The sequence below is a fragment of the Gemmatimonadaceae bacterium genome (genome assembly GCA_036496605.1).
In the GTDB taxonomy this organism is placed as follows: domain Bacteria; phylum Gemmatimonadota; class Gemmatimonadetes; order Gemmatimonadales; family Gemmatimonadaceae; genus AG2.
In genome coordinates, this window is sequence record DASXKV010000056.1 from 1 (window position 1) to 26,892 (window position 26,892).

The window sequence follows — 26,892 nt, forward strand, 5'->3', positions numbered from 1 at the left end:
CTATCCCCCATTTCCAGGCAGGTCACTCACGTGTTACGCACCCGTTCGCCGGTTGCCCTTGCGAGCCCCCGTGACTTGCATGTGTTAAGCACGCCGCCAGCGTTCGTCCTGAGCCAGGATCAAACTCTCCAAGAGAGTTGATATAGCTCTACCGAACGCGACCATCGGATACGATCCAATGATCGCATCCGGAATCACAGAATTCGTGTTTGTTCTCTCCCTGCCGCCCACGTGAGCAGCAGATCAACGAGAGCCACCGCACGATTCTCTCACACTCGATTGTCAATCAGCGACTACTAAATCCCCCAAGTTTTTGGGGAACGCGAAGTATAGCCCGAGTGATGGGAAGTTCAAGTGGTAGCTGGTCGTTGGTGATTGGTCGTTGGTGAATTCTGATTGCCGGCGAGCTCTGCTCGCCGGCGCTCCCTTCACGAACAACCAATCACCAATCACCAATCACCGAGCATCACTCCACGCGCCGCCCAGGCCGCTCGCTCTCGTCATCCTCGCCGAGTTCCTCGTCGAGCTCCTCGAACTCGTCCTCGAAATCGTCGTCCTCATCCTCGTCGAGGTCGTCGTCGTCGAGGTCGTCCTCATCCTCGTCGTCTTCGTCGTCCTCGTCGTCTTCATCGAGATCGTCGTCGTCGAAGTCGTCCTCGTCATCGAAGTCCACTTCATCGTCGAGATCATCGTCGTCGTCGTCAACATCGTCGTCCAACGGCTCATCGTCGAGATCGTCATCATCGCGGCCGCCTCGTGGTGACAGCGACATCTCCGACGACTCGAACATGTCCGACATTGCCCGGTTCTCCTTGCTGTGTAGTTAAACGAGGGATTGCGCGACGACTGTTAAATGGAGGCGCGCTCGCGCCCGCGCTTTGCCTCTCGCGAAAGCTTCTTTCGATCCGATGCGCTGAGGGAGCGCTTGCGGAGTCGAATCGATTGCGGCGTCACCTCGATCAACTCATCGTCTTCGATATACTCGAGGGCTGCTTCGAGAGTCAACTCCCGCGGCGGCTCGAGCTGAATGTGCTCATCGGCGGACTTCGAGCGCATGTTCGTCAGCTTCTTTTCCTTCGTCGGATTGACGTCCATGTCACCCGGCCGAGCACTCTCGCCAATAACCATTCCTTCGTACACTGCGTCACCCGGCGCAACAAAAAGCGTCGACCGCTCCTGGAGATTTGCGAGCGCGAATGCGACAATCGTGCCGTTTTCCATCGACACGAGTGAGCCGCGCGTTCGACCCGCGAGTGGCCCTGCCCACAATCCGTAGTCCAGGAAACGATGATGTAAAATGCCGGTCCCGCGTGTATCCGTCAGGAACTCGGAACGGTAGCCGAACAATCCCCGCGCCGGAATCCGATAGCGCAATCGAACGAGCCCCTGCCCGGGGTTTTTCATTTCGAGCATCTCGCCACGCCGCGGTCCCAGTTGCTCGATCACTACGCCAAGGAAATCCTCGGGCACGTCGATCATCAACTCCTCATACGGCTCGAGTCGTTCACCGTTGAGGCCCTCGCGCGTGATCACGCGCGGGCGCGAAACCTGGAACTCGTATCCCTCGCGGCGCATCGTCTCCATCAGAATGGAGAGGTGCAGCTCGCCGCGGCCAGAGACCGACCACGTGTCCGTCGAGTCGGTATCCTCGACGCGTAATGCGACGTTTTTTTCGAGCTCCCGCATAAGGCGCTCACGCAGCTGCCGCGACGTGACGAACTTTCCTTCCTTGCCGGCGAACGGGGAGTTGTTGACGATGAAATCGACCGAGATCGTCGGTTCCTCCACCGCGATGCCCTCGAGCCGCTCCGGCGATTCCACGTCCGCGATCGTGTGCCCGATCTCGACGCCTTCGAGCCCGGCGAGCGCAACGATCTCTCCCGCCGAAGCCTGCTCGACCTCGATGCGCTCCAGTCCCTCGAAGGTGTAGAGCTTCGTGGCGCGCGCGCGCTCCGTCGCCTGGTTCGTGTCGAGCGGCAAGAGCGCAACCGCATCACCGACGTGCACCGTGCCGCGCTCGATGCGGCCGATGCCGAGCCGGCCGAGATACGGTGAGTGATCGATCGTCGAGATCAGCATCTGGAACGCGCCTTTCGAATCACTCGGCGGAGCAGGCACATGCCTGACGATGGCCTCGAAGAGCGGCGTCAGGTCCGTTGCCGGCGTGTCGAGGCTGGCGGTCGCGACGCCGTCGCGAGCCGACGCGTAGACGACGGGCGCATCGAGCTGCGCCTCTTCCGCCTCGAGCTCGATCAAGAGATCGAGCACCTCGTCGTGCGTGCGTAGCGGATCGGCGCCGGCCCGATCGATCTTGTTGATGACGACGATGGGCGTACGACCCAGTCCCAACGCCTTGCGTAGAACGAAGCGCGTCTGCGGCATCGGTCCGTCGAACGCATCGACCACGAGCAACACGCCATCGACCATACGCAGGATGCGCTCGACCTCTCCGCCGAAGTCGGCGTGCCCGGGCGTATCGACGATATTGATCTTGGTGCCACGCCAGCGGACCGACGTGTTCTTCGCGAGAATCGTTATTCCCCGCTCGCGTTCGAGCGGGTTCGAATCCATCACGCGCTCCTGGACGACCTGGTTCTCGCGAAATGCGCCCGCCTGCCGGAGCATCTTGTCCACGAGGGTTGTCTTGCCGTGATCGACGTGCGCGATGATGGCGATGTTGCGGATTTGCATAGCCTTGAAGTATAGCGGGAGGCGCAAAATCCAAACAAGCCAACCGGTCTGATGCGGCTGTGGGAATCGCGTGACACTTGCGTCGGAACTCATACGAATACACAATGCGGAAGGACGCTCAGACACGCCCTTCGCAGGAGGTGGCCCATGAATGAGACCGACGAGGCTTCGCTGGAGAATTATCCCCACGGGCGAGGCTACGGGCACGACTACATGCGTGGAGGTGAGGTGCTTGGCGGCTACGGCTACGCCGAGCGAGATGAATACGAGAAGTGTCGCGGCGAGCTATTGGAGAGCACATCGCAGGACGCGATCGAGCTTCCGCCAGACGACAGCGAAGAAGCCGACACCAGAACCTGAAAACGCAGGGGCTAGAGTTTAAGGGTTAGGGGCTGGGGTTCACCCTTGCTCCGTCTTTTCGCACGCTCTGCCCTCGGCCCGACTAGCGCTTCGCGCCGGCCTTCACTGCCGGTTTCGAGACCGGCGTCTCGTTTGCCTTGCCCTGTCCCTGGCTCGCGAGATCGGATTCCGCGAACGATACGTCGAGGCCGCGCTGCTTGAGCATCGACATGAAGTTCAGTTTGTCCACGGCCTTCATGTACGCTTCCTTCGGCTCGACGCGTCCACCGTCGACGTGCTCGATGAGCGCGTCGTTCAGCGTCACCATGCCGAGACGGCGCGACGTCTGCATGATCGAGTGAATCTGGAACGTCTTTGCCTCACGAATGAGATTTGCGACGGCTGGAATCGACAACAGAATCTCGCGCGCCGCGACGCGGCCGCCGCCGATCTTCTTGCATAACGTTTGCGAGATGACGCCCTTGAGCGAATCGGAGAGCATGATGCGAATCTGCTCTTGTCGATCCGCTGGAAACTGATCGATGATGCGGTCGATCGTGCCTGGCGCCGTGGTCGTGTGCAGTGTTCCGAAGACGAGGTGGCCCGTTTCCGCCGTCTCGATCGCGATCGAGACGGTCTCCAGGTCGCGCAATTCACCGACGAGCACGATGTCCGGATCCTCACGAAGCGCGGCGCGCAGCGCGCTCTTGAACGACTTGGTGTGAACTCCGACCTGTCGCTGCGTGATGATGCAGTTCTTATTCGGGTGCACGAACTCGATCGGATCCTCGATCGTGATCACGTGATCATTACGGACGCGATTCACCATGTCGATCAGCGCGCACAGCGTCGTCGACTTGCCCGAACCCGTCGGACCCGTCACCAGCACCAAGCCTTTCGTCAGGTAGCAGAGATGCTGCACCTCCGTCGAGATCTGCATCTGATCGACAGTCACGACCTGCGAAGGAATCTGCCGGAAGACGCCCGCGACTCCCATGCGATCTTTGAGCGCATTCGCACGGAAACGTGCGCAGCCAGGAATCTCATGCGCGAAGTCCGTGTCGTTCGAGTCGTGGAACTCGATCCGATTGCGCTCGGGCATGATCGAGCGAAGCATGCTGTCGAGATGCGCGTTCTCGAGTGCGTCCCATCCTTCGAGACGGTGCATCTCGCCGTGCAGGCGAATGATCGGCGGCTCACCGCAGCGCAAGTGCAGATCCGAGGCGCTTCGTTCGACCGTCGTGCGCAGCAACTGCTCGATCGTCGCTTTCGCCTCCTCGCTGCCCTCGAAGTCGTGAACGTGGTCCAGCGCCGCATTCGCGCTCGCGCCCGGCGCTGACGCCGATGGCGGAGTCACGGCGTGCGCGGGCGTCGGTACGGTCGCCATTGGAGGCGCACTGGGCCGAGCCACGTTAGGCATTGCCGCGATCGGTGTCAGCGTCGCGGGCGCCGCCGGCCGTGGCGACGCGGGCGTCGGCCGAGAAGTGACGCGTGGGGCCGGCTCGACCGGTGTGAACATCGATGTGCCGCTCTGGAGACCAGCCAACGGATCGAAGCCGCTACCTTCTTGCTCGGCACTCGGCACGCCACTTCCCGGCGTGATACGCGCCCGCCACTTGCCTCCCTCTTGCGCGGCTCGTACCGCGAACGCGCCGTCGGCGAACGTGTAAGTGAAATTGGCCGCCTTGGTCGTGTCGAGCGCTCGACCGGCATCCGGCGGTGCGATCTCCTTCAGCAGTCCCACCACCTGCTGCGCGGTGAGCGGCGACTTCGTCACGGCGCGCGCGGCGCCCTGAACCTCGAGCTTCGCCGGGTCGCCCTCGTCGAGCGTCAGGGCATCCGCCCTGTTGCTGATGACTGCGGAAAGAAGACGGTCGAGTTGAGGCATGTCAGGTCAGTTGGCTCACGCTCGCGATGAGAAACCGATTCACCAGGCACACCTGCTCGCCCCAGAAGACGGGCATGAATCGCTTCGCGTAGCCGTTCAGAAAGTCGAGGAGTCGGGTTTGTTCGCCGCGCTTTTCCAGCGGCACGAACCCGCTGATCGTGGACCCGTCGATGAGCGTAATCTCAACCGCCATCGCACCGTCGGGCATATCGGACGAGGGATCCCCTTCGGGCGCCGCCGTCTCCACACGAGTCACCTGAGCCTTCGCGACGAGGACGACTTCCTGTTCATTAAGAAAGAACGGGAAGAAGGGCGCATCCTCGTTCAGGAGATCGATCGGTTCCTGAGGCTCGGCACGGATCCTCGTGCGCTCCGCGAGGAACACCTCGCCGTCGAGCCGGCGGCCGTCCGTGAGGACGACGCGGACGGCGCGACGCAACTTCTCAACTCGAAAGAGTCTTATGGTGTCCATAGCGGCAGGTTCTTCTCTGCCACCGACGCACTGCGCGCGACTCAGGTCACGGATGCAGGTGCAATTCGCGTTCGTACATCTCGCGACGCTCGAGCTGCACGGTCACGTGCTGGATACCCATCTCCTGAAGGAGATCGTGCGCGTTCTCGAGCACATCCTGATGGTTTTCCGGCTGCCTGACGATCGCGTGCACACTCATCGCGACGACGCCCGAGGTCACGGTCCAGATGTGCAGGTCGTGCACCGATTCGACTCCCGGTATGGACTGCAAGCGCGTTCGGACCGCTTCGAGGGCAATGTGCGGCGGTGCTGCCTCGAGCAGCACGTCGACGGCCTCACGCACGAGGCTCCACGCGCTGCCGATGATCAAGACCGTGCTGACGAGCGATGCGATCGGGTCCGCGATGATCCAGCCGGTCGTTCGCACGAACACGGCTGCAATGATCGTCCCGCCCGACGCGAGCAGATCGCCGAGCACGTGCAGGTAGGCACCGCGGACGTTCAGGCTCGCTCCATTCACCCCGTGCAGGATGTAGACAGCGATCACGTTCACGACGAGGCCGATGGCGGCAAAGACGAGCATCAAGCCGCCGGCGACATGCTCAGGATGGCTGAATCGCCGGATCGCTTCCCACACGATCCAGAACGAGATGAGTAGCAGCGTCGCGCCGTTCAGCAGGGCGGCGAGGATCTCCCAACGCAGGTACCCGTACGTCTTTTCCGGTCTGCTCGGCTGCCGGCACATCCATCCGACGAAGAGTGAAAGGCCAAGTGCGCCGGCGTCCGTAAGCATATGCCCGGCATCCGCAAGGAGCGCCAGCGAGTTCGACAGCAACCCACCTAAGACCTCGGCGATCATCAGGGCCAGCGTTAGGCCCAGCGCGATCTGGAGTGCTCGGGTGACAGAAGGGCGCGGCCCGTGAAGCCCATGCTCGTGCGCGCAGCCGGCATGATCCTGATCCGGGTCGTGCTCGTGCACGTGCTCTGTTGCTTGTGAGTGCGAATGGGCCATGTCTCGGTGCTCCGACCCTGGTGCTGGCGAGGGACGATTGGATTAAGGTAGCTTACAGCCTGTGCTTACGCGCCTGATCGCCATTGTCGTACTGCTCACGTTGAATGCCTTCTTCGTCGCCGCCGAGTTCGCGCTGGTCCGGTCGCGACGCACGCGCCTCGAAGCAATGGCACGCGCAGGAGACAAGTTGGCGCGTCTCGCGTTGCGTGCGACGGGCAACCTCCCGAGGCTCCTCTCCGCAAGCCAACTCGGCATCACCGTCGCAAGTTTGGCTCTCGGCGCCCTCGCTGAAGACGCGCTCGGCAGCAATCTGACGATCTGGCTCGATACGCTGCCGATCGGGTTTCGACTCGCGGTTCGCGTCGGCATCGCATCGGCAATCGCGATCACGATCGTTACGTACTTGCACGTCGTCTTCGGGGAGTTGGCGCCGCGAAGCGTTGCGCTCGCGCATCCGGAGCGCTTCGCGAGACTGCTTGCGCCGCCGCTCATCATCTTCGAGACGATGGTTCGTCCCTTCACGATCGTACTCAACGGCTCAGCCGTTTTCGTGCTGCGAGTGGCGGGGCAATCTCCGCAGTCGCTCGACGAAGCCGTCCACTCGCCCGAGGAGCTTCGCATTCTTGTCGAGCAGAGTGAAGAGAAAGGCGCACTCGAGGCGGGCGACGCCGACATGCTCGAGGGAGTGTTCGAGTTCTCTGAAAAGAACGCTCGTGAGGTCATGACTCCGCGCACCGAGATCGACGCGCTGCCGTTGGATGCATCGTTGGATGAAACGCTGCAACTCATCGAGGAAACTCAGCGGTCGCGGTATCCGGTTTACGAGGAGACGATCGACAACATCATCGGTCTCGTCCTCGCAAAAGACCTTCTGCCAGTTCTTCGCAATCCGCCCGTTCAATTTTCTTTGCGCGGGATCATGCGACCCGTACATGTCGTGCCGGGATCGCGCGAAGTCGAGGAAGTGCTCGCGGATTTCAAGCGCCTCAAGGAGCACATGGCGATCGTACTCGACGAGTACGGAGGAACAGCGGGCGTCGTCACGATGGAGGACTTGCTCGAAGAGATCGTGGGCGAGATTCTCGACGAATACGACGAGCCGCCCGAGGCGCCGGAACGGGAAGGTCCGGACATCGTCGTCGTCGCCGGATCGACGCACATCAGCGAGCTGAATGAGCGATTTGGCCTCAGCGTGCCTGACGAGGATTACACGACGATTGGCGGATTCGTGTTCGGCGCGCTCGGTCGCTTGCCGGTAACGGGCGATCGGGTGACGGCCGGGAATGCGGTGTTCACGGTGCGCGAAATGGACGGCCGACGCATCGAATCGCTGGCGATCGACCTTCATGCCGCGGGCGACCGCCGTGCGGCAGTTCGCGCGGAAGAAGGCTAGTCGAGTGAGCGCGGGTCGCCCCCGGGGGCGGTGTGGCCTCCGTGCGCGGCGAGAGCGGGAGCGGGGCCGCTCCTGCTATCCGCGCGCACGGAACACCGACCGCCCCGGAGCGACCGCTCTCGCCGCGCACGGAAGCCAATCGTGCCCCGGAGTGACCGAGATCTCAAATACGGTCCGCCAATCGCACCGCGATCTGCGCCGCGAGGCGCATTGCTTCGATCATGCTCGAGGCATCGGCGATGCCGCGGCCCGCGATGTCGAGCGCGGTTCCGTGGTCGGGCGACGTTCGCGGAAACGGTAAGCCGAGCGTGACGTTCACCGCACTGCCGAACGCGGCGACCTTGATCGCCGTCATGCCCACGTCGTGATACGGAGCGATCACGGCATCGAACGCACCGCGCATTGCGCGCACGAAGACAGTATCCGCAGGGAATGGACCAGCGAGTGCGGCTCGTCTCGCCGCTGGGACCATGACTTCTTCGTCCTCGCGACCGAAACGCCCACTATCTCCGCCGTGCGGATTCATCGCGCATAACGCGATCCGAGGCTCATCGATGCCGAACCAGTCACGGAGTCCGTCTCGCGTCGTCTGGGCAATCTCGACGACGAGCTCGGTGGTGAGCGCGTTCGGCACGTCGCGCAAGGGCATGTGCGTCGTCGCGAGCACAACGCGCAACGGATTCGTCATCGACCCGTTAGGCCGCGTCGCCGCCAGCATCATCGCGACGCGAGTGTCGGTGAGCGCCGCGAGCATTTCGGTATGGCCGGGATACTCGTAGCCACCGGCGTGTAGCGCGGCCTTGTCGAGCGGAGCGGTCACGATCCCCTGGACGTCGCCGCGCAGGGCAAGCTCCACTGCGCGCTCGATCGCAAGACCGGCCAGTCGCCCCGCGGTTGCGGCGCTACCGCCGGCTTGCCATACGCCGATCGCCTCGTCGACGTCGAGCGGCGTACCGGTCGGCCCGACGATCAAAAAACGAGCGCTCGCACGGACGCTGTCGTCGGCGAGCGCTTTTTCGATGATCTCCGGACCGATTCCGCGAACGTCACCCAACGTGACGGCGATGACGGGTTCGCGCGACAGGCTGCCGTCGCGCGTGTTCACCGTTCCGAGGTCTTGGTTCCTATTGCCGTTTGGTCGAGCCGAACGGAGACGTAGGCGCGCTTGCGCAGCGAGTCGAGATAGCGGCGGACACCGCCCTCTTCGGCAAGTCGGTTGCGGATGATCTCCTTCATCTCCTTGTACTCGTACTCGCCACCGGGATTCGCGCTGATCAGCTGGGCAACGACCACCTTCGGGATTCCCCGCTGCGGATCGGGAATCTCGAAGACGACGATGTCGTTAGGCGATTTCCCCGTGAACGCCTTCTGATACGACTCCGGCAAGGAGTCGCGCGGCATTGGATCGAGGATGCTCGTCTCCTCTTTCGCCGCGTAGTCGTGATGCTTCTTCGCGAGTGAATCGAAGGGCGCGCCTGCCTTCCACTGCTTGGCCACGGTGTCGGCCTCACCGCGCGCTCGCATCAGATCGGCCGAGTCGAGCTTCGGACGAATCAGAATGTGTCGAGCCTTCACCTCGCCGGCGGCGACGCGATCGACGCGAACGATGTGATACCCGAAGGGACTCTCGAACACGGGACTCAGCTCACCCGGCGGAAGCGACCAGACCCAGCGCTCGAATTCGGTGACATACTGTCCCCGGCGCGCCCAGCCAAGATCGCCCCCGGTTTCCTTCGTCGTCGGATCCATCGATTCGCGCTTCGCGAGCAGCGCGAAATCACCGCCCCGCTTGATCTCGGCAAGAATCGATTCGGCTTTCGCCTTCGCGATCTCCTTGTTGATGACCGTCGGCTTCGGCGCGATGACGATCTGACGGAACGTTACCGTAGCGGGACGCCGCGGCAGCGACGCACGACTGCGCGCGAACGCATCCTGAACGTCCTTATCGGTCACGTTCGCGGGAATGATCTTGTTGTCCTCGCGCAGCTTCTGCATCGTGCGCTGCATCGTCTGATCGCGCCGCATCTGCTCGACGAGCATGCGCCGATACTCCTCGGGACTGCCGAGGCCTGCCTTGGCCAGCTCCGATCGGAATTGCGTCTCGGTGGGGAAACGCGCCTTCACATCGCGAATCTGGCGATCGACCGCGGTGTTCAAGTCGTTATCCGGCACTTCGACCTTGAGCTCCTTCGCCTTCAGCAGCAAGAGCTCTTCGTCGACCATCGTGTTGAGCGTTTGTAGCTCATACGCGTGTAGCGCGGTCGAGTCCGTCGGCACCTGAACGCCGCGCTGCTGCTCCGAAAGAATCCGCTGCTGCAGATCGAAATACGTAATCGGCTGGTCGCCGACGATCGCAACGATGCGATCCAGCGCGGCGTGCTGCTGGGCAGCTGGCTGAGCCGCCGGCTGCTGCGCGAGGAGTGGCGCGGCAAACAGCGTGATCGCCAGCGCGAGGAGTGACGGTTTTCGATTCATAGCCATTCATTACCCTGAACGGGTCCCCAAGTGTCAACGCGGGCCGCGGGTAGAGGGTAGAGGGTAGAGGGTAGCGGTGACCCTCGAACCCTCTGCCCCCAACCCTCTGCCCTACTACGGCTTCTTCGTCGGCTGCGGAGCGGGCGCGGTGGGCTGCGGAGCTGCGCCCGGTGTCGGAGCCGCGCCGCTCGGCGGCGCACCCGGCAACGGAACCTGCGATTTCGGCTGATTCGCAGAACGACTCGAATCCGCCACCGCCCGAATCTTCTGCGCGCTCTGAACCGAGCGCTCGACGCCCGCGCTGTTGATCGACGACTTGAACTTCGACTGGAGGACCGCCGCGAGAGGCTGCGGCACTGGAACCGGCTGTGCCTGACCGCCAAGAATGCGATCGACGTACGACTCGACGCGGCTGGCGGCGAGGCGCTCGCGCTCGGGCGCCGTCTTCGCGCTATCGGCAAGCGCCTTTGGATCGATGGCAAGCTGCTGCCACAGCCCCTGCACGAGCTGCGCGAACTGGCCGTAGAGCTGCGTCTTGTCCTCGGCGCTGAGCGTCACTTTTGCACTGTCCGCCTTCTGCAGCATGACCTCACGCTGCGCGATCGACGACACGAAGTGCTTCACGATCGAATCCGGAAGCTGCGGCAATTGACGTGACACCTGCATGTTCGGCGGCATCGTCTCGACCCAGCCCAGGAACTCGGAGACCGTGAGGTCACCGCCCTTGAACGTCGCGAGCACCGAATTGTCCTTCTGGTGCTTCACGGGATCCGCGACCGCGCTCTTCGCGGCCGCTCCGCCATTTGGCTTGACTTCGATGTTGGCAGACTTGTCCAGGTTCGCGAGATAGACGCTATCAGCCTTGTTGACCGCGCCTTGGGAGTACTTCTGCGCGTAGTCGGCCCTGTCGACCTGCGAGAACGGCAGCCGCTGCACGATGTGAAAGCCATAGGTCGACTCGATGAGCGAGGGCCCGATCTGGCCCGGCTTGAGTGCGGCGACGCCGTTGGCGAAGGGGGGAACCATCGAGCCCTTCTCGTAGACGCCGAGATTGCCGCCCTTCCCCTTCCCGCTGGGATCGCTCGTGTACTTGTCGGCCATCTGAGCGAAGTTTGCGTTGTTCACAGTGGCGAGAACCGATTCGGCCTTCTTGCGAACCGAATCCTTCTGCGTTTGCGTCGCCGCCGGCGGGAAGGCAAAAAGAATATGGCGCGCCGCGTAGAGATCGCTGGCCGCCTGGTTGTAGCTGGCTTCGCTACCCGAATCGACCTTGAACGATTTCACGAGTGTGTCGGTGAACTTGCGCAGGCGCATGTTCTTGGTGATCGGCTCGACTGCCGCATCGATCGCCTTCTTATCCGTGAGCGAATCACCAACAGCGGCCGCGTGCGCGAGCAGCTGGTAGTTCACCCAGAGATCGGCAACGATTCCGGCGTTCTCCTTGGTGATCGGCACCGGCACCTTGGCATTGCCGAGGAGATCAGCGAGCCGAGAGACCGAGAGCTCCTGATCGGCCGCCTTTGCCGCGACATCGACGTGGGCGGTGAGCGCTTCCTTGAGTCCATCACACGCGCCGAGCGCGATTGTGAGGGACGCGGCCGCGACGAGTGCGAACAAGGGACGAGCACGCATGTGAAAGAAAACTCCGGAGCTGTAAGGGAGATTGAGCGAAGGCCGAGAGACGCTGGCGTTAGGCGACGAGGCTGCGCAACGCCCGGACGAGTCCGTCCAGCATTGGCGCACCCCCGAGTCGCGTCAGCTTGAGTGAGAGAGGAACTGCCCGCCTGACCTCGGCCTGAAACTGCACCTCGTGAAATGCCGCCGACAACCCCTTCATTCGGGGCGCGGCAGTGTCGCGAAAGTTAACACGAGCCTCGTTTCCACGCACGAGGATGCCTTCTATCCCCAAAGTCCCACCGAGGATCCGTAGTTGGGCAGTCGCGAACATCGTCTCGGCGGGTGGAGGGACCGGGCCGAAGCGATCGCGCAGCTCGCCGCGCAACGCTTCGAGGTCGCGCGGATCCTCGATGCGTGAGAGGCGGCGATAGACGTCCAGCTTCGCCTCGTGCGCCGGGACAAAATCATCGGGAAGGTAGTTCGGCAAATCGACGGAGACGTCCGCTGGGACGAGCTTCGGCGCGCCGTCGCCCTGAACGAGCCGGCGTACGGTCTCGTCGAGCATTCGCAAATACATATCGAACCCGACCGCGTGGACGAACCCCGATTGCTCGGGACCCAGAAGGTTGCCGGCACCACGCAGCTCGAGGTCTTTCAGGGCAATGCGATATCCGGCTCCGAGCTCCGTGTGATGCTCGAGAATCGAGAGACGCCGCTCGGCGTCGACGTCGACATTGTCCGGGACGAGGAGGTAGCAGTACGCCCGGCGGTGCGACCGGCCAACGCGTCCGCGCAGCTGATAGAGTTGCGCAAGTCCGAAATAGTCGGCGCGATTCACGAACATCGTGTTGGCGTTAGGTACATCCAGGCCCGATTCCACGATCATGGTGGAGACAAGTACGTCGACGGCGCCGTTGACAAACCGATGCATAACGTCCTCGAGCTCGCGCTCACGCATCTGTCCGTGCGCGACGGCGAGGCGCGCCCGCGGAACGACGCGCTGAATGTGGTCGGCGATGCCCTGGATAGTCTCTATACGATTGTGGACGAAGAACACCTGCCCGCCGCGATCGAGCTCACGCGAGATCCCCTCGTCGATGAGCCCGTCGTCCCATGGCTCCACGTAAGTGAGCACGGGCGATCGGTCGCGAGGCGGTGTTTGCATCAACGTCATGTCGCGCAGACCGGCGAGTGAGAGATGCAACGTGCGCGGGATGGGCGTCGCGGTCAGCGTGAGCACGTCGGTCTCGAGCTTCAACTGCTTGAGCCGTTCCTTGTGCTTCACGCCGAAGCGATGCTCCTCGTCGACGATGATCAAACCCACCCGCTTGAAGATGACGTCGGGACTGAGCAGCCGATGCGTACCGATGACGATGTCGATGGTGCCGTCGGCGAGCTGCGCGAGCACCGCCGATTGCTCCTTCGGCGTCTGAAAGCGGCTCAACATCGCGACGCGCATGGGGAAGTCGGCGAGACGTTCGCCGAACGTGCGCGCGTGCTGGTCGGCGAGAATCGTCGTGGGCACCAGAACGGCGACCTGACGCTCCGATTGCACGGCCTTGAAAGCCGCGCGAACGGCAATTTCCGTCTTGCCGTATCCGACGTCGCCAACGAGCAAGCGATCCATCGGCCTAACGCTTTCCATATCGCTCTTCACTTCAGCCGTCGCCTTTCGCTGGTCGGGCGTGTCCTCGAAGAGGAATGCCGACTCGAGCTGGCGCTGCCAGGCAGTGTCCGGGACGTGCGCAGCACGCGTCGCCACCTTCCGGCGAGCATAGAGGTCGAGCAACTCGACCGTCATCTCATGAATCGCTGTGCGGGTCTTCTCGCGCTGCTGTCCCCAACGCTTGCCACCGAGTTTGTGCAATCGCGGCGGCGGCGAATCTTCACTCACGTCGCTGGCCGACCGAAAGCGCTCGAGCTGGTCGATCCTGTAGAGCGGCACGTTCAACCGGTCGCCACCCTCGTACTCGATCACCGCGACTTCGATCGTGCTCTGTCCGACGAAGATCGTCTCGATACCGCGAAAGATGCCGACGCCGTGCTCGAGGTGAACGACGAAATCTCCTGGCTTGATCGCGAGCGTATCGATGGCGATGCCAGTCGCGTAGCGGCGCGCGCGGCGGATTCGCCGCTCGCGGCGGAAGATCTCGTGGTCGGTGAGAATGCGCAGTCCGGCGTGCGTATCGCGAGCAGGCACGACAAAACCGCCGTCGAGCACGCCGATCGACAAATGAGCCGGAGAAGGAGCGTACTCACCGTCGTTGAGGAGCTCGTCCAGTCGCTCGCACTGGCCCTCGTTGTCGCAGAGAATGATCGTCGTTAGGTCATCGCGGATGAGCCGCTTGAGCTGCCTGATGTCGCGATCGATCGGCTCGGGCGGTCGGAGGGGAAACACAATCTCTGGCGGCTCCTCGCCCTCGACGAGGGAGACCACGCTCCCGAAGGCCTGGATGGCGCGCGCCGCCTCGTCAGGCGATATGAACAATTCGTCGCGTGAGACGGTGTCCTCGCCGCGCCGGCGCGCGAGCTCGATGTGGTGCTGCGCGTCGGCCCAGGTGCGCTTCAGCTCGGGCTCGAAGTGTGATCCGCGCGGTACGAAGAGAAGCGTGTCGGGTGGGAACAGCGTGACAATCGAAAGTCGGTCGGCAGTGGTGGCGTCGTCGCGTACCTGTCCGTCCACCGGCAACACGAGCGCGAGATCGACGGCTCGCGTGGAGCGCTGGGTGTTGATATCGAAGTACCGCAAATCGACGATCTCGTCGCCCCAGAGCTCCGCACGCACGGGCTCGGGCATGCCAAACGAGTAGACGTCGAAGATGCCGCCCCGAATGCTGAACTGGGCGACGTCCTCGACCATCGGAACGCGCTCGAAGCCGATCGATTCGAGGTGCGCGGCCAGCGACTCCAGGCGGTGAACACCTCCTTTGCGCAGCTCGACGCGCAGATCGCGCAGTGCGCGCGGCATGCGCGTTCGCTCGAGCAGGGCACGCGCGGTCGTGATGAGAACGTGGATCTCGCCGCGCGTTAGGCGCTCGAGCGTCTCGACGCGCTCGCCCGCGACCTCCATATGCGGCTCGGCTTCGCCGAAGCCTTCGCGCGGCGGATAGAGCGCGATCGGCGTCTCGTCCACGAGCGTGCCGAGATCGGCCAGCCAGCGTTCGGCCTCCGTGACACTCTCCGTCGCCACGACGAAGAATCGCGTCGTGAGGCGGCGCGAGAGGGCCGCGAGCACCGAGGCGTCGGCCGATCCGGGCAAGCCGCCAATCGTTCGCCGGTCGGCAGGCGCCGGAACAGTGTTGAGCAAACGCGTGAACGCAGGCAGGCGCTCGATCGCGTCGAGCAGCGGGGCGAGGGGCATGTCGCGCGATCTTGCCGTTAGGCCGGGACAGTCGCTCGCCGTCGCACTCCGACGAGCACACCTTCGGCAACGAGAAGCGCGAGCGCGGCGAACAGGATCGGCTCACCCACCGATCGCCGCGATGCGGAGCGGAACGAAAGCGTGGCGAGTTGAGTGCGGTCGGCAGCCGGGATCACTTGCTGCGCGTGAATCCGCCGACCCACGTCGTCCGCGCTGATCCGATCGAGTACCGATTCGCTCGATTCGGGATTCACGACGAGCGCACCGACGCGCCGGCCGGCGCGCTCGAGAAAGTACGTGCCCGCGTGCGCCGGCGCCTGGAGATCGTCGCCGAGCGCGGAGCGCGCACCGCCGAGGTCCTCGATCGCGTCAGCCCAGCGCGGCCTCGGGAGCAATTGGCCTGGATTCGCGCCGACGACACCGCCGGGCTCGCCGACGAGATGCTCGGTGAGGACGTTGGCGAGCCACGGGACGAACGCGGCACGGATGGGAAAGGTCGTTGCCGCCGGATCGAGCGGCGACGCCACGATCGCATAACGAGGCCCGGCGACGATCCACGGCTCGCGGCCCACGCGCGCAATCGTGTCGGCGTCGGCGCCGCCTTGTGGAACGAGCTCGTAGCGCGCGATCGCCGTGACGTCGACAAACGCGCCAGCTTGTGAATCGGGCACGGCGGTGCCTAACGTGTGCTCCCCGGAGACGGTGGTCTCGCCGCGGCGAGCAGCGCCGAAGCGCCAGGGCACGCCAACTCGTTCCAGCGCGCGATTCGCTGCGCCCAGGCGCACGGGATCGCTCGGCGCGAGGATGAGCGCCGGCAAGGACGTCAACTCGTCGGCCGACATGACGGCGATGTCGTGTCCATCGACGACGCGCCCATTGCCCTTGAGGACGTCAATCGCACTGCGAACAAACGGACCGGCTTCCGGCGACACGGATACCGCCGGCGGCGGGCCAATCCACACGGCGAAGTGCCTCACGTTGTCACCGGGCAGCTCGTCTGGTTCGAGCTCCACCGTTCCGTCCACCCAGCCACGCTCGGGCGGCGCGGCACGCATGAGTATTTCCTCACCAGGAGAAGCGGTCCCGCGCGCCAGTGAGCGGCCCCCAAGAGTGATGCGGTACGTTGTCGAGTCTTTGCTCATCACGCGGCCCACGACCGCGCCGCGCGGCGTCCAGCGCTCAGGCCGAGCCTCCGCGGCGACGACCGCACGGTTGGCCGGAGGGGTTCCCCCGGGCAGCCAGAGCAGCACCTGCGTGTCGCCGACGTCCGTGTTCTGCGTCCAGGCCGTGCGCTGGCCATCCGTCAGAACGATGATCTGGCGCGAATCCAGACCTGCCGAACGCACCGCGCCTCCAGCGCGCGAGAGCGCGAGCGGCAGATTCCCCGCTCCCGCCAAGGGTTCGACGCGGTCGAGCTCCTCGCTCAGCGTCGCCTTGCCACCGCCGCGTACTCGGCCGTCCGCCGTAATCAGCCATAACCGATCGGTTGTGTTCGCGGAGCCAAGAATATCGTGCGCGGCAGCTCGAAATTGCTCGAGCAGTGGACGGCCATTGACGACCAGCGTCGTGCTGAGCGAGTTGTCGAGCACGATGGCGAGCGCCGTTGGGGCATGGCCCGCGCCCGCGAGTCGCGTGACGGGACGCGCCGCCGCCGTGGCGATCAACAGCACGATCGCAACGCGCAGCAGCATGAGCAGGATGTTGCGCAGCTTGAGCGAACGGCTGTGCTCCTGCTCCGCACGGGCGAGATATCGGGCGGCGGGAAAGTCGATGCGCGTGCCGATACGCCGTCGCAGCAGGTGGATCAGCAGCGGGATGAGCGCGGCAGCGCCGAGGAGGAGATAGAGCGGAGCGATCAGACCCACGAGCAGCTTATATGAAGTCCCGCTCCTCGCGTCGTCATGGCAATGCCTGACGAGCGGCGAACGCGCGACGCAGCGGCACACCGAACGGAGCGTCCGTAAAGATCAGCTCATACGTCGCGCCGATCGAAGTGAACATCGTGCGCCACTCGTCGATTACTTCGCCCACGGTCTGCCGATACGCGGCGCGAACGTCGGCCACGCTTGCCGCGATCTCGAGCGCGCTCTCCGGATCGACGAAGACCGCTTCGCCGCTCGAGGGCAGCTCACGCTCCGCCGGATCCATGAGGTGCAGGACCGTGACGTCGTGGCCAACGGCGCGAAGACCACGGACCGCTCGCTCGACTTCGGGAATGTCCATGAGTAAATCTGAAACAAGTACGATCATTCCTCGCCGGCTGATGAGACGGGCAGCCTGCTCGAGTGCGGCGGGAGCAGACGATGCGCGGCCCGCGCCGGATTCCTCGAGCGCAGCCACCACGCGGCGCCACTGCCCATTTCGCGCGCGCGGCGGTACGGCGCTCCGAATCTCCGAGTCGAATCGGACGAGACCGACGGCGTCGCGCTGTCTCAGCAGTAAGAGCGCCAGTGCGGCAGTCAGGCGTTCGCCGTACGCCAGCTTCGTGAGTCGCGGTCCATTTGGCTGCTCCGTACCGGCGAGGGCGTAGAGCTGCTGACCGCTCCACACCATCGATTTGCTGACGTCGAGCACGATGCTCGCCCGGAGGTTCGTCTCTTCTTCGTATTGCTTCACCACCCAGCGGTCGGCGCGAGCGGCGATCTTCCAATCGATGTATCGGGGGTCGTCGCCAGGCTGGTATGGGCGGTACTCGGCGAACTCCACCGAGAAACCCTTGCGGGGCGATCGGTGCAGTCCTGACATGAATCCGTCGACGATCCAGCGAGCGACGATCTCGATTCGACCCAGGGCTGCGAGACTGGCCGGATCGAACAGATCGGCCCGCGGCGCCTGGGCGTTTGAAGCCGCGTCCATGACGCGCGGAAGCTAGGCGGGAGGAGGGGGTAGGGTCCAGGGACCTAGGGGCAAATGGAGGAAGACAGACACCCACCTAACACTTCGCGGGGCTCGATCGTATTCTTTTATAGGCAGGGGAACTTGCGGGCCCAAGATTTGTATGCCTATTTGTATACAACACTCTCGGAGACGTGAAGTCATGCGCACAACGCGACTCATGCTGCCCTGGTCTGCGGTGGTGCTCTTCTCCGGCGCTCTTGCTGGTTGCGCCACAACCGCGAGCCATGCTGGGGATGGTTTGCGAGAGACTGAAGCAAGTCTCGTTCAGACGACGCCGGACGAGTGGCGTCAGCTGAGAGACTCCGCTAGGGCGCAGGAAGTCGCGGACGAAGTAGGCCCGAGGGCATCGATCACCGCTGACTTCGATTACGCCGGGGGAAGTCGCCAAGTCGACGCGACGTTTCACATGTACGACGACGCATATGTCATCGTCGGCCATCTCGACGCGAGCGGGCGGCTCAAGATCGTATTCCCGTCCCAACCTGGTGACGACGGTTTCGTCCGCGGCGACAAGATCTATCACGTGCCGTCATTCTTTGCTGGCTTCGTGGACGACTATGCATGGCGCTACTCCAATGATTACCGATATCGCTATCACAGCGCCGCGAGCAAATACGATTCGTACGATGCGAGCCTCGGCTACGTGTTCGTGATTGCTTCATGGAGGCCGATGCGGCTCGATCGCATCGCCGATGGTAATCGATGGACCACGTACGACGTCTCCGATGTCAGCTACATGCAGGACCCGCGCGAAGCGATCGAGGAGCTTGGCTCCCTCATCGCTGGAGACAATCGTGAGGCATACACGATCGAGTACGCGCATTACACGACGACGAACTACGGCACGTACTCGATGAGCAGCGCGGATTATCTCTACAGCAATGGCTGCTCCGGCTACTCGTCGTTCGGTTATTCGCGTTTCTTCACTCCATTCCTGTTCTCGCCGTATTCTGGTTTCGGGTACAGCCAGGGGGGCTGCTACTCCCAACCGTACTATTACGGCTATCCCGTCGCGTACACACCGACGGCTGTCGCTCCACCGCCCGTCAATCCTCGCGGCCGTCCCGCGATTCCAATCGGAGCGCCAGTCTTCCACGGACCGGGCGCAGAGACGGGTACCGTTGCGGTGCACCGGCCGGACGCGGCAAACTCGACGCCGACTTCCGGCACCGGCGCGAACTCCGCTCTGAAGATCGGCACGTACCATCGGCCAGGGTTGATCGCCGAGGACGCACCAGGGCCGCATATTCGCGGACAGGGACGCGTCACTGGCACCGAGATTTCTCCTTCGTCGCGTCCGACGATTCAACAGATGATCGGCTCGCGGCGCACCGATCAGGGTGGTCAGTCTTCGGCTCTGGGCGATGCCAGAATCCGAAATGCCGGCGCTCGCGATAACGGATGGTCGTCCACGAACCGAGGTGGAGTGAACATCACGCGGAGTGGCGCCGAAGCGGGAAGTCGCTGGAATGGCGATAACGGCAATCGTCCCGCCCACGCTTCCGGCGGCGAGTCCCACGCCTACACGCCGCCTTCGCGCAGTGCGCCGGCGCGCACCGAAGGACACTCTGCGCCGCGCGGCGAAGCGTCGCATGCCGCCCCGGCGCGCAGCGAGCCGGCCGCGCGATCGGCGCCGGCGAGGTCCTCCTCCGGCTCATCGAGCTCCGGATCGTCGAAGAAGCCGTGATCGGTGATTGGTTGGTGGTGATTGGTGGTTTGTGAATTCGGAGTCCCGCGAGCGTCGCTCGCGGGACATTCCTTATCTACGAACCACCAAAGACCAATGACCAACTACTAGAGAGGAGGCCTCGCGCGCGGTTCTTTTTTGCACGGCTATATTTCGCCCTGCGCTGAGACTACGTCCGGCTGTGTGGTGCCGACGCGAGTCGCGCCTTCTGCCGACCGATCTCTGATCGCTGTTCGACCCCGGTCATCCGGCCGCCCTTCGGTCGCCATCCATTTTCACGTCAACAGCATCCGGCTCGCTTGAAGCTCGATCATATTCGCAACTTCTGCATCGTCGCGCACATCGATCACGGGAAGTCGACCCTGGCCGACCGTCTGATCGAGGCCACGGGCGCGCTGCAGAAGCGTGAAATGAAGGAGCAGGTGCTCGACACACTCGACCTCGAGCGCGAGCGCGGCATCACCATCAAGCTCAACGCCGTGCGGATGACGTATACGGCAAAGAGCGGCGAAGCCTACGAGCTGAACCTCATCGATACGCCCGGGCACGTCGACTTCACGTACGAGGTATCGCGCTCGCTCGCGGCATGCGAAGGCGCGATCCTCGTCGTCGACGCCTCACAAGGCATTCAGGCGCAGACGCTGTCGAACCTCTTTCTCGCGCTCGACGCCGGACTCGAGATCATTCCCGTCCTCAACAAGATCGATTTGCCGGGCGCGGAACCGGAGCGGCGCAAGCAAGAGGTGCACGATCTGATCGGCGCCGACCCCGACGACATTCTCCTCGTGAGTGCCAAGGAAGGAATCGGGATCGACGCCCTGCTCGAGGCGATCGTCGCCCGCGTTCCGGCGCCCACCGGGGACGTGAACGCGCCCGTGCGCGCGTTGATCTTCGACTCGTACTACGACAAGTATCGCGGTTCGATTCCGAGCATTCGCGTCGTCGATGGGTCGATCAGGCCGGGCCAGCACATCGTCTTTGCGGCCGGCTCGGGACAGGATTACGAAGTTGCTGAAGTCGGCTATCTGCAGCTGCGGCAGGTGCCGACGGACGAGCTCGGCCCCGGAGAAGTGGGATACGTGGTCGCCAACGTACGCTCGGTGAAGGAGACGCGTGCCGGCGACACGATCATGGACGCGGAGCGCCGTGCGGAAAGTGCGCTTCCGGGCTACCGGGATGTTCACTCGATGGTGTTCGCAGGACTCTACCCGACGGACACGACGCAGTACGAAACGCTCCGCGACGCGCTGGAGAAGTTGCAGCTCAACGATGCGTCGCTCCACTACGAGCCCGAGACATCGACCGCGTTAGGCTTCGGCTTTCGCTCCGGGTTCCTTGGCCTGCTGCACATGGAGATCGTGCAGGAGCGACTGGAGCGCGAGTTCGATCTCGATCTGGTGACGACGGTCCCGAGCGTGGAGTACCACGTTTTTCGGACCGACGGGCAGGAGGAGCTGATCGAGAATCCATCGATGATGCCGGCAGCGGGCGTCGTCGACCGCGTCGAGGAGCCGTTCGTCAAAGCGCGGATCATGGCGCCCGCCGAGTACATCGGGCCGATCATGACGTTGGGCACCGAGCGACGCGGCGTGTACAAGAACATGACCTATCTGGACACGACCCGGGTGGAATTCGATTGGGAGTTCCCCCTGGCCGAAATAATCCTGGACTTCTTCGATCGCCTGAAGACAATCAGTCGCGGCTACGCGAGTCTCGACTACGAATTTCTCGAGTATCGAACGAGCGATCTCGTGAAGCTCGACATGCTCATCAACGGCGATCCGGTTGACGCCTTCTCGGTCATCATCCATCGCGACAAGGCCTATGACTGGGGCCGGAAGATCGCCGACAAGCTGAAGGAGCTGATTCCGCGGCAACTCTTCGAGGTCGCGATCCAGGCCGCGATCGGCAACAAGGTGATCGCGCGAACGACCGTGAAGCCGCTCCGCAAAGACGTTCTCGCCAAGTGCTATGGGGGCGACATCACCCGCAAACGCAAACTGCTCGAGAAGCAGAAGGAAGGAAAAAAGCGGATGAAGCAGGTCGGCTCGGTCGAGATTCCCCAGGAGGCGTTCCTCGCGGTCTTGCAAGTGGATTGAGGGGCTAGCTACCACGGCCCGGGGGCTAGGGAGTGGAGACTCGCGCGAATCTCGTCGTACAGACTTCCTTTCTCGGCGACACCGTCCTCACGACGCCGTTGCTTGCGTATCTCGGCGAGCGCGCGCCGGTCGACGTCGTCGTGACTCCCGCGTCAGCTCCGCTCCTGGCGAACAATCCGTCGATCCGTGACCTGATCGTCTACGACAAACGGGATCGCGATCGAGGCCTCGGCGGATTCGTTAGGCTTGCGCGGTGGCTACGTGCAAATCGTTATGCGCGCGCATACCTCACGCAGGGTTCGATGCGAAGCGCGGCACTGGTCCTGGCCGCGCGCATTCACGAGCGCGTCGGGTTCGCGACTTCCGCCGGGAAGCGGCTCTATACGAGGCGCGTGCCCTACATCGAGAACGAGCATCACGCCATGCGCCTCCTGCGATTGGCGACTGGCGACGCGAAGCTCACGCGAACCGATACTCAGCCACGACTCTATCCGGGAGGCGATGAAAGACGCGCCGTCGACGCGTTTCTGACCCAGCGTGGATGGACTGGCGAGCCGTTGATCGCGCTCGCGCCGGGAAGCGTCTGGGCGACGAAGCGCTGGCCACACTATGCGGAGCTTTCAGGCGAAATCGGCGGCCGTCTTGCAATTGTCGGATCCGCCGCGGATCGCGAGCTCGCGGCCGAGATCACTCGTGCAGCGGGACCGCGCGCGATCGATTGCACAGGGAGCTTGTCGCTGCTCGGGTCGGCGGAGCTGATCGGGCGAGCGCGCGTGCTCGTCACAAACGATTCATCTCCTCTCCACCTCGCGTCGGCCATGGGCACGCCGACGGTGGCGATCTTTGGCCCTACGGTCCCCGAGTTTGGCTTTGGACCGCTCGCGCCGCGATCGATAGCGCTCGGCATCACTACGCTGGCGTGCCGTCCGTGCGATCGCCACGGCCCGCAGCGCTGCCCACTGGGCCATTGGCGCTGCATGCGCGAGATTACGCCGCGCCGCGTCGCGGACGCGGTGCAGGAGCTCGCGGCGTCCTCGCCTCCTTTTCATCCGTCCCCCCGTTGAGCATGGTGACCAAGAAACGACATCGCTACATCGTCGGCGTCGATCTCGGCGGAACGAACATCGTCGCGGGCGCGATGTTGGAGGACGGGTCGGAGCATTATGGCATGCGCTCGATCGCGACGTCGCCCGAACTGGGCGCCGAGGGCGTCGCCGATCGCATCGTTGGGCTCGTGGAGGGCGTGATTCTCGACACGATCGCGCAGACCGACGCACATCGCCGGGACTTCATGGGCGTCGGCGTGGGCGCGCCAGGTCCTCTCGATCGCGAGCGCGGCGTCGTCATCGTCGCGCCGAATCTCGGCTGGCGTGATTTCCCGTTACTCGATCACATCACGAAGCATCTCGGCATGCCGGCCACGCTCGACAACGACGCGAATTGCGCGACGGTCGGCGAGTGGTGGCAGGGCGCGGCGAAGGGCGGACGCAACGTGGTGGGAATGACGATCGGCACCGGCATCGGCGGTGGATTGATCATCGACGGCCAGCTCTTTCACGGCTCGTCGGACGTCGCCGGTGAAATTGGCCACACGACCATCGATCTGAACGGACGCCATTGCAAGTGCGGCAACTACGGCTGTCTCGAGGCGTACGCGTCCGGGCCGGCGATCGCGACGCGCGCGCGCGAGATTCTCGTGCGCGAAGAGACGGCATCGCTGCTGCCGAGTCTCGTCGGCGGCCAACTCGAGCGGGTGACGGCGCAAACGGTCTATGATGCCGCGAAGCAGGGCGACGCGGTCGCCAACGAGATCGTACGCGACACGGCGCGCTACCTCGGCGCGGGCGTTGCGAACTTGCTCAACACGTTCAACGCCGACGTCGTCGTCATCGCCGGCGGCGTGACGCAGGCGGGCGATGCGTTGTTCGTGCCGCTGCAAGCCGAGGTGCGTCGGCGCGCGTTCAGGCCCGCGGTCGAGGCGGCACGCATTGTCCCTGGCGCGCTTCCCGGAACGGCAGGCGTCGTCGGCGCGGTCGCGACGTTTCGCATGGGGAAAGGCCTCGGCCTCGAGGCTTGAGCCACGGGCCGTGGTAGCTTCATGACGTCATCCAAACGCCGCATCGGCGTGATCGGCACTTTCGTCTGGGACGTGATCTACGGCAGAGACGCTCGCGCCGTACCCGTCGAGGAATGGGGCGGCATCAGCTACGCCATGGCCGGCCTGGATGCCGCGCTTCCCGACGACTGGGAGATTGTGCCCCTCATCAAGGTGGGCGACGACCTCGCTGCGCGAGCGCAGGCCTTTTTCCGGGCGTTGCGTCACGCCGCGCCCGATGCGGCACTGGTCGAGGTCGCGGCGCCGAATCAACGCGTCGAGCTGCGCTACCACACGGAGGATCGGCGTAGCGAATTTCTCAGCGGTGGTGTGCCGGGATGGTCGTGGGCCGGGCTCAAGCCATTGCTCGATCTCGCGCGTGTCGAGGCGCTCTACGTGAATTTCCTGAGCGGGTGGGAGCTGGATCTCCAGACGATGCTCCTGCTTCGCCAGTACTTTCGGGGCCCCATCTACTGTGACCTGCACATGAAGGTCATGGCCGTCCAGCCGAATGGGCTGCGCACACCGGAGCCGCTGCCTAACGTGGCCGACTGGTGCAGCTGCTTCGACCTTCTACAGGTCAACGAGGACGAGATGGCGATGATGGCGCCGGATCCGATGGCGCTATCCGCGACGGCGCTCGCGGCGGGCGTTTCGTGTCTCGTCGTGACGCTCGCGAAGCGAGGCGCGGTGTATTTTGCGGCGCCGGGTTTCGACGCGATCGGCGACCTCCCGCCGCGCGGCGGATTGTCGACGTCGCCGCGGGGCGGTACGGGACCGCTCGGAGCAGTGCGAACCGCGCTCGTACCCGGGGCGGCGACCCGCACCGGGGATCCCACAGGTTGCGGGGACGTGTGGGGTGCAACGTATTTTTCTCGCCTCATTGCGGGCGACCGACTGATCGACGCGCTCACCGCCGCGCATCGTGCGGCGGCGCGCAATGTCGAGCACCGGGGAGCAACCGGACTCGCAAACTTTCTTCGCGGAGAGCTGAGCCTCAGGTGACGACCGTCGTCAACGTACCACCCTCGCTGGACGATCATTCGTTCGACGAAGTCCTGCGCCAGTTGACGACTGTTTCGAGTGACACGAAAGTGCTCCTCGATGCGCGTCATGTTCGCTGGGCATCGCCGTTCGGTCTCACCGCATTGCTCACGCTCGCGCAGACGCGTGCCGAGATGCCGGCTCTCGCTGTTCCAGAGCTCGAGGAGACGGCGTCATACTGGGCCCGCGCCGGATTCTTTCGCCACGCGGAAGAGTTGTACGAGCTTCACGGCACCTATCCGAAGCGCGCAGGCGCCGCCGACAGCAATGTGCTGCTCGAGATCACCAGTGTCGCGAAGAGCGAGGATGTACACGATGTCGTCGGTCGGATACAACAAAAAGCGCAATTGATGCTTCGTGAGCTCAATCTCGATGCGAAGGCGACCGTCGGCTTCGCGATGACCCTGTCGGAGATCTGTCAGAACATCGTCGAACACGCAGGACGCGGCGGCTGGGTAATGGTGCAGACTTATCGATGGACGAAGCGGCTCGGCCGACGCGTCGTCGTCATCGCCGTCGCCGACGCGGGCGTCGGCTTTCGCCAGTCTCTCGAGAGCGCGCCGGGCAAGGAGCGGGGGGATCGATGGGACGATGGGGCAGCGCTGGAGGACGCCGTCATTCGTGGTGTAAGCCGGTTTCGTGATCCCGGTCGCGGACAAGGCCTCGCCGGCGTGCGACGCTATCTCGGTCGCTGGGACGGCAAGCTTGCCGTTCGCAGCGGTACGGCTCGCATCGCTATAGTTCCGAACTGGGACGACGACGTAGCACTGGCCAAGCACTTGCCTCCCTTCCCCGGCGCCCAGGTTCAGGTCACGATTCCAGAGCGCGCACCAGTGCAATCCTCGCCGCACGCTTCTGCCCGAACCAAGCGATGATGAATCACATCGATCTCAGCTCGGTGTTACGACAGACCGTTGCGTGCGAGTTGTACTCGAATCTCGTGACGCGACCGACGGGAGCCGCCGTCCGCGATCAGATCGAGCGATTGCTCGTCGACGTGCGCGACCGCACACTGACGGTGATCGACTTCTCGCAGGTCTCGATGATCGATTTTTCCTGCGCCGACGAGGTGATCGCCAAGCTGCTGCTGCGTTACGAAGCCGACAATCCGCCACGCGAGGCGTACTTTCTCTTTCGCGGCGTGACCGAAGAGCACTGGGAGGCAATCGAGGCGGTGCTCGAACGACGAGGGCTCGCGCTGGTGCTCGAGCAGGCGGATGGGATTCACGTCGTCGGCACGCTGAGCGCCGATGAGCGTCGCGTCTGGGAGATGGCGCAGAAGATCGGCCGCGCGGCGTCGACGGAGTTGGCCGCGGCGCTGGACGCCCCGGCCCACGAGGTCGCGCAGGCGCTCGAGCAGCTCCGGCGACGCCGACTCGTTATGCGCGTCGGCGACGACTACGTGGTGGTGGGAGCGCATCGTGGCTGACGATACCCTCAATCGGCCCCTCCGCGTCGCGCGGCTCATGGCGACGAGTGCGCGGGATGCGGAGCGCGGACCGATGGTGTTCATGCATCCCGAGAATGCGCGTGAGCGTTTGCTCATCGACGGTGAGCTCGTGTGGGTGTACGGGCCGCGCCGGCACGAATTGGCGACCGTCCGCTTCGACGAGACGGTGCCCTTCGGCGACGTCGTGCTGCGGGACGTGGTCGGCGCGTCACCTTCCGAGATCGTACGCGTCATCAAACCAGACCTCGACAGCCGGGGGCGTCGCGGTGCCCTGGCGTAAGAGGGGCTAGGGGTTGGGGACTAGGGGCTAGAGCAGTGCCTGATGATAGCCGCTTGGTCCCAAGCCCTAGCCCCTAGCCCCTAGCCCCTTC

General features: G+C 64.0%; 21 protein-coding genes and 1 rRNA gene. 10 read left to right on the forward strand and 12 right to left on the reverse strand.

Annotation, left to right across the window (positions count from 1 at the left end; genetic code table 11):
• The 3 genes from VGH98_22730 to typA all read right to left on the reverse strand — a co-directional run.
• A 16S ribosomal RNA gene (locus VGH98_22730) occupies nucleotides 1-135 on the reverse strand; the annotation flags it as partial.
• Between the two features lie 331 nt (nucleotides 136-466).
• Complete coding sequence (locus VGH98_22735) at nucleotides 467-790, reverse strand: hypothetical protein (protein HEY2378815.1); 324 nt, start codon at nucleotides 788-790, stop codon at nucleotides 467-469.
• Nucleotides 791-849: 59 nt separating this feature from the next.
• Entirely contained in the window at nucleotides 850-2,691 is a 1,842-nt protein-coding gene (gene typA / locus VGH98_22740; protein HEY2378816.1) for a translational GTPase TypA, read from the reverse strand.
• A 147-nt stretch (nucleotides 2,692-2,838) separates the two neighbouring features.
• Between typA and VGH98_22745 the strand changes: the two genes are divergently transcribed.
• A complete protein-coding gene (locus VGH98_22745; protein HEY2378817.1) occupies nucleotides 2,839-3,051 on the forward strand; it encodes a hypothetical protein in 213 nt (70 codons plus the stop codon).
• 82 nt (nucleotides 3,052-3,133) lie between these two features.
• On the opposite strand, the gene VGH98_22750 is transcribed toward VGH98_22745, so the two are convergent.
• Genes VGH98_22750 through VGH98_22760 form a run of 3 tightly spaced genes read right to left on the reverse strand, consistent with a single transcriptional unit; the run spans nucleotide 3,134 to nucleotide 6,402 of the window.
• A complete protein-coding gene (locus VGH98_22750) occupies nucleotides 3,134-4,918 on the reverse strand; it encodes a type IV pilus twitching motility protein PilT (protein ID HEY2378818.1) in 1,785 nt (594 codons plus the stop codon).
• A 1-nt stretch (nucleotide 4,919) separates the two neighbouring features.
• Nucleotides 4,920-5,390: a hypothetical protein gene (locus tag VGH98_22755; protein HEY2378819.1), complete on the reverse strand. Its 471-nt coding sequence runs from the start codon at nucleotides 5,388-5,390 to the stop codon at nucleotides 4,920-4,922.
• 46 nt (nucleotides 5,391-5,436) lie between these two features.
• Nucleotides 5,437-6,402 carry a cation diffusion facilitator family transporter gene (locus VGH98_22760; GenBank protein ID HEY2378820.1) on the reverse strand — a complete coding sequence of 322 codons (966 nt, stop codon included), beginning with the start codon at nucleotides 6,400-6,402 and terminating at the stop codon, nucleotides 5,437-5,439.
• Nucleotides 6,403-6,463: 61 nt separating this feature from the next.
• Between VGH98_22760 and VGH98_22765 the strand changes: the two genes are divergently transcribed.
• Nucleotides 6,464-7,795 (forward strand): hemolysin family protein, encoded by a 1,332-nt coding sequence (locus VGH98_22765; protein HEY2378821.1) that lies wholly within the window; start codon nucleotides 6,464-6,466, stop codon nucleotides 7,793-7,795.
• A gap of 163 nt (nucleotides 7,796-7,958) precedes the next feature.
• Here the strand turns inward: VGH98_22765 and pdxA are convergent, their stop codons facing one another.
• From pdxA to VGH98_22795, 6 genes are all read right to left on the reverse strand, one after another.
• Nucleotides 7,959-8,900 carry a 4-hydroxythreonine-4-phosphate dehydrogenase PdxA gene (pdxA, locus tag VGH98_22770; protein HEY2378822.1) on the reverse strand — a complete coding sequence of 314 codons (942 nt, stop codon included), beginning with the start codon at nucleotides 8,898-8,900 and terminating at the stop codon, nucleotides 7,959-7,961.
• Nucleotides 8,897-10,270: a peptidylprolyl isomerase gene (locus VGH98_22775; protein ID HEY2378823.1), complete on the reverse strand. Its 1,374-nt coding sequence runs from the start codon at nucleotides 10,268-10,270 to the stop codon at nucleotides 8,897-8,899. The genes pdxA and VGH98_22775 overlap by 4 nt, the downstream gene beginning before the upstream one ends.
• A gap of 114 nt (nucleotides 10,271-10,384) precedes the next feature.
• Nucleotides 10,385-11,902 carry a peptidylprolyl isomerase gene (locus VGH98_22780; protein ID HEY2378824.1) on the reverse strand — a complete coding sequence of 506 codons (1,518 nt, stop codon included), beginning with the start codon at nucleotides 11,900-11,902 and terminating at the stop codon, nucleotides 10,385-10,387.
• Between the two features lie 58 nt (nucleotides 11,903-11,960).
• On the reverse strand, nucleotides 11,961-15,248 hold the full coding sequence (mfd, locus tag VGH98_22785) for a transcription-repair coupling factor (protein ID HEY2378825.1): 3,288 nt from the start codon (nucleotides 15,246-15,248) through the stop codon (nucleotides 11,961-11,963).
• A 17-nt stretch (nucleotides 15,249-15,265) separates the two neighbouring features.
• On the reverse strand, nucleotides 15,266-17,113 hold the full coding sequence (locus VGH98_22790) for a BatA and WFA domain-containing protein (protein HEY2378826.1): 1,848 nt from the start codon (nucleotides 17,111-17,113) through the stop codon (nucleotides 15,266-15,268).
• A 34-nt stretch (nucleotides 17,114-17,147) separates the two neighbouring features.
• Nucleotides 17,148-18,104 carry a DUF58 domain-containing protein gene (locus tag VGH98_22795; GenBank protein ID HEY2378827.1) on the reverse strand — a complete coding sequence of 319 codons (957 nt, stop codon included), beginning with the start codon at nucleotides 18,102-18,104 and terminating at the stop codon, nucleotides 17,148-17,150.
• Nucleotides 18,105-18,285: 181 nt separating this feature from the next.
• Between VGH98_22795 and VGH98_22800 the strand changes: the two genes are divergently transcribed.
• The 8 genes from VGH98_22800 to VGH98_22835 all read left to right on the forward strand — a co-directional run bounded on the left by VGH98_22800 (nucleotide 18,286) and on the right by VGH98_22835 (nucleotide 26,801).
• On the forward strand, nucleotides 18,286-19,833 hold the full coding sequence (locus VGH98_22800) for a hypothetical protein (GenBank protein HEY2378828.1): 1,548 nt from the start codon (nucleotides 18,286-18,288) through the stop codon (nucleotides 19,831-19,833).
• A gap of 299 nt (nucleotides 19,834-20,132) precedes the next feature.
• Nucleotides 20,133-21,932 carry a translation elongation factor 4 gene (gene lepA / locus VGH98_22805; protein ID HEY2378829.1) on the forward strand — a complete coding sequence of 600 codons (1,800 nt, stop codon included), beginning with the start codon at nucleotides 20,133-20,135 and terminating at the stop codon, nucleotides 21,930-21,932.
• Nucleotides 21,933-21,964: 32 nt separating this feature from the next.
• Nucleotides 21,965-22,996, forward strand: coding sequence for a lipopolysaccharide heptosyltransferase II (waaF, locus tag VGH98_22810; GenBank protein ID HEY2378830.1), 1,032 nt, complete (start codon nucleotides 21,965-21,967; stop codon nucleotides 22,994-22,996).
• Between the two features lie 2 nt (nucleotides 22,997-22,998).
• Nucleotides 22,999-24,009 (forward strand): ROK family protein, encoded by a 1,011-nt coding sequence (locus tag VGH98_22815; GenBank protein ID HEY2378831.1) that lies wholly within the window; start codon nucleotides 22,999-23,001, stop codon nucleotides 24,007-24,009.
• Nucleotides 24,010-24,030: 21 nt separating this feature from the next.
• Nucleotides 24,031-25,032 carry a PfkB family carbohydrate kinase gene (locus VGH98_22820; protein ID HEY2378832.1) on the forward strand — a complete coding sequence of 334 codons (1,002 nt, stop codon included), beginning with the start codon at nucleotides 24,031-24,033 and terminating at the stop codon, nucleotides 25,030-25,032.
• Nucleotides 25,029-25,946, forward strand: a complete 918-nt coding sequence (locus VGH98_22825) for an ATP-binding protein (protein ID HEY2378833.1) — start codon at nucleotides 25,029-25,031, stop codon at nucleotides 25,944-25,946. The genes VGH98_22820 and VGH98_22825 overlap by 4 nt, the downstream gene beginning before the upstream one ends.
• Nucleotides 25,943-26,500 carry a hypothetical protein gene (locus VGH98_22830; GenBank protein HEY2378834.1) on the forward strand — a complete coding sequence of 186 codons (558 nt, stop codon included), beginning with the start codon at nucleotides 25,943-25,945 and terminating at the stop codon, nucleotides 26,498-26,500. Before VGH98_22825 ends, VGH98_22830 begins: the two co-directional genes overlap by 4 nt.
• Nucleotides 26,493-26,801: a molybdopterin dinucleotide binding domain-containing protein gene (locus VGH98_22835; protein HEY2378835.1), complete on the forward strand. Its 309-nt coding sequence runs from the start codon at nucleotides 26,493-26,495 to the stop codon at nucleotides 26,799-26,801. The genes VGH98_22830 and VGH98_22835 overlap by 8 nt, the downstream gene beginning before the upstream one ends.
• The last annotated feature ends 91 nt before the right edge of the window (nucleotides 26,802-26,892 follow it).